General features: G+C 56.5%; 4 protein-coding genes and 3 pseudogenes. 6 read left to right on the top strand and 1 reads right to left on the bottom strand.

Annotation, left to right across the window (positions count from 1 at the left end; all coding sequences use genetic code 11):
- Positions 1–540 precede the first annotated feature (540 nt).
- Entirely contained in the window at positions 541–1,257 is a 717-nt protein-coding gene (locus ABQJ48_RS31130; RefSeq protein WP_367841783.1) for an IS6 family transposase, read from the bottom strand.
- 538 nt (positions 1,258–1,795) lie between these two features.
- Between ABQJ48_RS31130 and ABQJ48_RS31135 the strand changes: the two genes are divergently transcribed.
- From ABQJ48_RS31135 to ABQJ48_RS31160, 6 genes and pseudogenes are all read left to right on the top strand, one after another.
- A complete protein-coding gene (locus tag ABQJ48_RS31135) occupies positions 1,796–2,458 on the top strand; it encodes a response regulator transcription factor (RefSeq protein ID WP_367841785.1) in 663 nt (220 codons plus the stop codon).
- Positions 2,459–3,308: 850 nt separating this feature from the next.
- A pseudogene (locus ABQJ48_RS31140) lies at positions 3,309–4,333 on the top strand (IS110 family RNA-guided transposase).
- Between the two features lie 311 nt (positions 4,334–4,644).
- Positions 4,645–5,646, top strand: a complete 1,002-nt coding sequence (locus ABQJ48_RS31145) for a PAS domain-containing protein (protein WP_367841786.1) — start codon at positions 4,645–4,647, stop codon at positions 5,644–5,646.
- A 15-nt stretch (positions 5,647–5,661) separates the two neighbouring features.
- Positions 5,662–5,862: pseudogene (locus tag ABQJ48_RS31150) on the top strand (PAS domain-containing protein); the annotation flags it as partial.
- On the top strand, positions 5,851–7,005 hold the full coding sequence (locus tag ABQJ48_RS31155; protein WP_367841791.1) for a PAS domain-containing sensor histidine kinase: 1,155 nt from the start codon (positions 5,851–5,853) through the stop codon (positions 7,003–7,005). The pseudogene ABQJ48_RS31150 and the gene ABQJ48_RS31155, both read left to right, overlap by 12 nt.
- 145 nt (positions 7,006–7,150) lie before the next feature.
- Positions 7,151–7,371: pseudogene (locus ABQJ48_RS31160) on the top strand (hypothetical protein).
- Positions 7,372–7,490: the final 119 nt, after the last annotated feature.

Below are 7,490 nucleotides of genomic sequence, written 5' to 3' on the forward strand. Positions count from 1 at the left end.
CGGAATCGTCGGACGGACGCATAGACAGCCGTGTCGTGCAATTACATGAACATGTAATTTCGCCACCCGATGCGAACTTATAGACTTATCCAAGTCGCTTCCGAAAAAAGTTTCTAACGCTGACCTCGCTCCTCCCCATCGGTTGCGATTCCAGTCCGCGTCGGACGCTCGGTTGTTGGACTCGGTGCGACTCAGCGATCGTCATTTTTCGAGAACCGCGGTCGTCTGCGGCAACCGGTGTGGATTTATCTTGGATAACTAATGTCTTGTATTCGCTGATACTGTTTCGGCAGTTGTAGTGAGTCGAACATAGGCACTCGATCGTCGCCTGTCTGCCGCCCGCGGCCCTCAAACGTTTTTCGCGGAGCACAAGAATGGCGTCCGCATGAATGCGTCCCAGGCCGGTCACTCAACACTCGGGCAAGCACAAGAATGGACCGGCAATCCATGAGACAGATCGGACTGGATGTAGATCGCACTCCGTGGTTGTGTCGCGATAAGGTCAGCAACGCAAGAAATTTTCGCGATGACAAGGAGTCCTTATGCCACCAACGAATAGAATTGATCGGCAGCGGTTTGGGTAACGCCGTCGTCCTTCATCTGACCTTTCCTGATCATATGCATTGTCTCTATGCCTGACAGGATGATGCGAGCACACCGGAAATCCTTGAAGCCCATCATTGGCCTGATTCGGCGTTTGATGGCCCGATGATCCTGTTCGACGATGTTGTTCAGATACTTGACCTGCCGGACCTTGATGGACGTTTTCCGTTCAACGTTGATGGCCTGAAGGGCGGCCAGGTTGGCACCGCTTTTATCCATGGTCACGGTCTCAGGCGCGCCGTTCCGATCGATGGCTTTCTCGAAGTAGCGGCGCGCGGCAGTCTTGTCGCGATTCGCCCGCAACAGGAAATCCACCGTATTACCGGCCTTGTCCACTGCGCGATACAAGTAGTTGCACTGGCCACGCACCTTGAGGTAGGTTTCATCCATCCTCCCACTCTTGCCGGCCGGGCGTTTGTACCTGCGAAAGGACTTCTCGAACAATGGCACCAGTTTGATCACCCAGCGATGCACGCTGGAATGGTCAACCTCAAAACCGCGCTCAGCCATCATCTCTTCGAGATTGCGAAGGCTTAACGAGTAGGCCACATACCACCGCACACACAGCACGATCACGTCCAGCGGATAGTGCAGGCGCTTGAGTACCTTCGCTACGCCGGCAGGCAGCGATTTTTTCGCAGTTGCCTTCTTCATATCACGCTTCACTTCAGGAAAATGTCCGCCTGAATTTCACTCCTGCATCCTTAGCGCGACACAACCGTTTGAGAAGATCTTCGAGCCGTTTTTCACCGCGAAAGGAACAGGGATGGGCATGGGACTGCCAATCCGCCGATCCGTCATCGAACACACGCTGGTCGGATTTGGGCCGTACGCAATATGTCCCGCGGCGTAACCTTAGGCTTCACCCTTCCGTCAGAGAGGTTGAAAGCAACACCACGTTGACGATGGCTGGCGGTATCGCCAGCCGCTTACAATACAACATGGTCGGTGGCACGAAGCCACTTCCGATCCGGTCGATGAAGCGAATCACAAGCTTACGACGCCAAAAGCCGTGTTATGCATTATATAAACAAGTGATGCACAACACGGCTACCCGCACGTCCAGACGGCGATTCGGATGGCTATAATCTCTTGTCGGCACGCCCCCGTGAGAGACACATTCAGCGGGCCCATCGTAGACTGACAGTACCAACGTTAGGATAGTTTTTTTCCTGGCCATAGAGGGGGTTCCATGGAATCCGCAAAGGAGCTGGTCTATGTGGTCGACGACGACAGTCGAGTGCGAGAAGCGCTCGCTGCGCTGCTGCGCGCAAACGGGAGAGACGTCCGGGCTTTCAATTCCGGTGGAGAGTTTCTGGACACGCCGCGTGAAAGTGTCGTTGCATGCCTAATCCTGGATATGAGAATGCCAGGCATGAACGGCCTGGAAGTCCAGAAGCTTATCCGCAAGGACTCTCCGATTCCCGTCATTTTCATTACTGGCAGGGGCGATGTGCCGTCCACAGTCCTTGCCATGAAAGGCGGGGCTGTTGACTTCCTCACAAAGCCCCTCGATGAACAAGAGTTGATGCGCGCGGTCGATGCGGCGCTCGCCAAGGCACAGGTTCTTCGGAAGGAGGCGGAGGATGCAGCGGCGCTCCAGGCTCTCTACCAATCGCTGACGCCTCGTGAGCAGGAGCTTTTGCCGTTGCTCGCAAGCGGCCTGCTCAACAAGCAAGCGGCGGCAGTCCTTGGCATTACCGAATACACCGTGCAGGTGCATCGCGGCCACATCATGAGAAAAATGCACGCGGATTCATTCGCTACGTTAGTGAAGCAGGCAAGCAAGCTACAGCTCCAAACCTCGCAATCGACTACGCGCTCGGTGCCTGACGCTAACGTTAAACCGTTGTGAGATTCCCTGACCCGGAGGAAATAGTGTCCGCGCCTCCGGCTCGAACCGTTGCCGTGATTGATGATGACCGACGGGTTTTGACCTCTTTTGTGAACCTGCTGGCCTCTGGCGGGTACGGGACACGGGCCTATCCATCTGCTTTGGATTTTTTTTGACCGTTACTCCGATCTGGTATGCGTGATTACCGACCTGGGAATGCGACCTATCGACGGCATGCAAGTGCGTCTCCTCAGTGGAACGGGCATCTCGAACGACGCTTTCCACGGAAGCCCAGGCTTCTGTCAAGTTTGGCGGATACGCTGCCAGCCATCGCATGCATGCCTGCGCACTAGCGATAACGGACGTGAGAGGTTGATTGAGTTTGTGTGCGATGGACGCCGAGAGTTCTGCGACCGTGGCGATCTGGGTTGCCCGGGCGAGTTCAGCCTGGGTCTGCCTGAGCCGGTCTTCTGCACGCTTTGATTCGTCAATATCAAGACCGAGGCCGTACCATTGGACAATGTTGCCGTCGGAGTCTCTCATTGCTTCAGCGGTGTGCTGGTACCACCGGTAAACGCCGTCTTTTCGGCGAAGCCAGGCAACTGGCTGTACGGTTCACAGTCTCGATCGAGTGTGTCCAGGCTTGAGCCAAGCTGCCCAGATCGTCAGGGTGGATGGGATACATATAGCCTAGGTCCAGGAGTTGCGAAATGCGAAACACCCAGGCCGACGTATTCAGAGGTTTTCCGATTGATGTAAGTGAACCGCCCTTGTGGCTCTGAAGTGAAAGCCGTGAGATTTCACTGAGATGGACCCGATGCCTCCCTTCGGGGGAAACCGACCCACTCAACCAGACGTGTGGAGGTTCATCATGGAGATCGACGTTCTCGGCGTTGATCTCGCGAAACAGGTCTTCCAGCTCCACGGCGCTGATCGCCGCGGCCGGGTCGTGCACCGGACGAAGGTCTCCCGGAGCTCATTCTTCGAATCCGTGCGCACGCTGAAGCCACGGATGATCGTCATGGAAGCATGCAGCACCGCCCACCATTGGGCCCGGCGTTTCCAGTCGCTCGGCATCGAGGTTCGGCTGATCAATCCACAATATGTGACACCGTTCGTCAAGACGAACAAGAACGACCGCAACGATGCTGAGGCGATCGTCGAGGCCGCCAGCCGGCCTGCAATGCGTTTCGTCACGGTCAAATCGGTCGAACAGCAAGACATCCAGGCGGCGCATCGCATGCGCGCGATCCTGCTGCGCCACTGTACCGCCATGATCAACCAGATGCGACGACTCCTCGGCGAGCGCGGGCTCACGATTTCCCGTTCGCCAGAGGCTTTCAAGCGTGCGATCCCGGAGCTGCTGAGCAACAGTGCCGACGAGCTGACGTCGTTCTGCCAGACGCTGCTAACCGAACTGCTGCAGCATCTACACGCGCTCGAGGAGCGTATCCACCTGATCGAGACATCCATCCAGTCGTTCATGAAGAAATCCACGCTGTGCAAGAAGATTGCGGAAGTGCCCGGCATTGGTCCCATCACCGCCACCGCTGTAGTCGCCGCCGTCGGCGACGCCAGGCAATTCAGGAACGGCCGGCATCTGGCAGCCTGGCTCGGCCTGGTGCCACGCCAATACTCGTCGGGAGGCAAGTCTCGCCTGCACGGCATCAGCCGACGCGGCGACACATACTGCGGACCTTGCTCATCCATGGCGCGCGGGCTGTTCTGCGCTATGCGTCGACAAAAACTGATCCACAGAGCATCTGGCTTCAGCAGTGGATTGCGCGACGCGGGCATTACTGCGCGACAGTCGCACTGGCCAACAAGAACGCGCGGACCATCCAGGTACTGCTCAGCAGCAATGCGACATATATGACGCGGAGCGCGGCAGCATAACCCCAGAACAGCTTGCAGGAGGCGATACCCACACACAGGTTTGCGAAGCTTTTAAAGCGATGACGAAATAGGTTGAACCAGCATCCTGAAGCCTGTTTTTCGTGTCGGCTGCCACTCGTGGCGAGCCGCGATTTTGCTAAAGACAGGGTGCGCGGATCTCATCGAGGCTGCGGGCTTGCTTGGGCAACTGCCCATCTGGCAAGCCGGATACATGCATGCAGACCGCCTCGACATCACGAACACGAAGCTCGCAAAAGGCGTCGCGTCCATACAGCCGGAGCGTATGCTGATTGAATAATCGGGAGACGACCATGAGCCTCGCTGGCAAAACCCCCTTTATATCCGGCGGCAGTCGCGGCATCAGACTCCTGCGGCAAAGAAATCAAACCTTGGAAGTGATGAGTGCGCGATTCCCTGGTCATGTTTGGACTGCTTACCCTGACGGCTCGCCCGAATATCTCACCCAGAGCATCCGCGAATACACGGGAATCCAGATAAGTAACAATTACGCTAATTATGACGATGTCATCCACCCCGACGACGTCGCAGCAAACGAACATTACTGGGAGGCGCTGTCTGCAGGCCGGGACGCCGACGAACTCGAACTCCGGATTCGCCGCGCAGACGGCGTCTACCGATGGTTCCTGTGCCGGACGCGGGCCGTCCGAGGTATGAACGGCGCGATTGTCCGTTGGGTGTGTCTGAACTGGGACATTCACGACCGCAAAATTGCGGAGTTGCGTCTTCGGAGCGAAGGGCAAAACTACAAAACGAAAGAGGTCATCCCTGAGCGTGAAGCGCAACTCGACTGGCTCATCGACGCAGTGCCAGGCTTCATATGGACCACTGACGCCGCGGGTTCAATAGAGTATGTGAGCAAACAAGGTGAAGCCTACACCGGCAGAAGCCTGCATGAACTGACCATCAACGGCTGGTTTGACCTTGTTCATCCGGATGACTACGCGACAGTTACTGAAACATGGGACCAGTCGGTGAAAAGCGGGACGACGTACGATACGGTACATCGCCTACGCGCCGCTGACGGGTCCTATCGATGGTTCCAGTGTCGGGCCAATGCAATGCGTAACGCCCGAGGCGATATCACTAACTGGTACGGCCTGCTCACCGATATCCACGAGCGCAAAATTGGGGAAGAACGTTTGAGGCGCGAGGAGTTGCATCTTCGCAGGCTCGTAGACGCAATGCCTGCCATGATTTGGCGCGCCACCCCAGGCGGGGAGATCGACCGATGGAATCGCCGCATGCTTTCGTTCATTGGTAAGACCTGGGAGGAAATCGACGGAAAGACCTGACTCAGTCTCGTTGCCCCCGACGAGCGGGCGCGTGTCCGCAAACATTGGCAGCAATGCGTCCTCGAGGGCTCATCTTACCGGGACACTTATCAGATTACGGGAGCGGATGGGAAACTACATTGGTATCTCGTCCGCGGTGAACCCTTCCGCGATGAGACGGGTGAAATCCTTCATTGGTATGGCGTGTGCACGGACATTGACGACCTGAAAGAAGCGGAAGTCGCGCTCCGGCAGCGCGAGCACCAGTTGCGGGAGATTACCGAAACAATCCCAGCGATGATTTGGTGCACCGATGCTGACGGGCAACCGACCTACTACAACCGGAGAATGATAGAAGACACCGGGGCGGACATATCGAAAACTCGTGACCTCGGGTATAAGACGATGATTCACCCAGATGACTGGGAGAGGGTCATTAAAAAATGGACACAGGATGTTCAGACTGGTGAACCCCACACCAATGTCTTCCGTATGCGCCATATGCGCCGCGAGGACGCGCAATACCGCTGGTATCAGGTGCGCGCCGAGGCAATGCGCGATGCAGATGGCAACATCGTTCAATGGTACGGCCTGAATATCGACATCGATGAACAAAAACGTGCTGAAGACAGCTTGCGAAAAGTACAAACTCAACTCACGCGCGCGACCCAGATTGCAACGGTCGCTGAACTATCGGCCTCGATAGCGCACGAGCTCAATCAACCGCTTACGTCTGTTATCGCCAATGCTCACGCCTGTCGGCGCTGGCTTGCAGCCAATCCGCCAAATCTCGATGAGGCGCGCTCTACCGTGGAGGGCATACTTCGAGATGGCCATGCGGCCGACGAAACGATGCAGGCCATCCGTACTCTGTTCAAACGAGAGTCCCTCAAGAAGTCTCAATGCAGTATTCCCGACATGGTCCGGGACGCAGTGAGACTATTGAAAGCAGACCCCAGTATGCGAGATGCCGCCATAACGCCGGAATTTCCCGACAATCTTCCGGACGTGAACGTCGACCAGATACAGATTCAGCAGGTCCTTATCAACCTCATGTCGAATGCAATCGAAGCAACAGAAAATACCGGCCGCACACCAAAAGTCGGCATCACCGGCGCTGTCGTAAATGCCCTGGTGGTTACAATCGAAATTTCTGACAACGGAGATGGTATCGCTGAGCTCGATACTCTTTTCGAGCCGTTTGTCACCTCAAAGGCAAAGGGCATGGGTATGGGGCTGGCAATTTCACGCTCAATTATCGAAGCACATGAGGGTACACTGACCGCCAGGAACAACCTCGACCAGGGTGCGACGTTTTCTCTAACGCTGCCAATTTTTGCCCTTGCTGGTGAACCACAAACTGTAGCCCCCAGAGCTTAAGCACCATCAGGCGACCTCGCAGGTCGCCTGACTCGTCACGTTACAACAGCTTCCTCCATTGCACCAGGATGGTCGCCGTCCAGGCGTGAAGATGACAGGGCGCCCACCGACGCACGCGTTGTGAACACTACGGCGCACGGTTACTTTGGCATCAGCCCCATGTCGACACCGTTACCTCATCTTCGGTCACGCCACACGTCGGCAAGCGGACATCCTTTCGCCTGAGCGATGCGCAGCCACCGGAACCATCTTCGGCGACACAAAGATGGTTGAAGCCTCCGGGGCACTCGGTGTTTTTGATGCGGGAAAAAGGCTCGGCTCGCGGGACTAGACTGGGCACGCGCCTGGGTCGATAACCACGGCTAGGGAAGGTCTGCACAACTCGTTTTCAGATCGCCGACCTTTTACCACTTGAACTGAGTCAGCCAGGAGAATCGGCCGACAGGTTGGTCGTCTGGCCTTTGAACCGCGACGCCCCCTGTTTG

Origin of the sequence: Paraburkholderia suaedae (assembly GCF_040812055.1) — a bacterium.
Classification (GTDB): domain Bacteria; phylum Pseudomonadota; class Gammaproteobacteria; order Burkholderiales; family Burkholderiaceae; genus Paraburkholderia.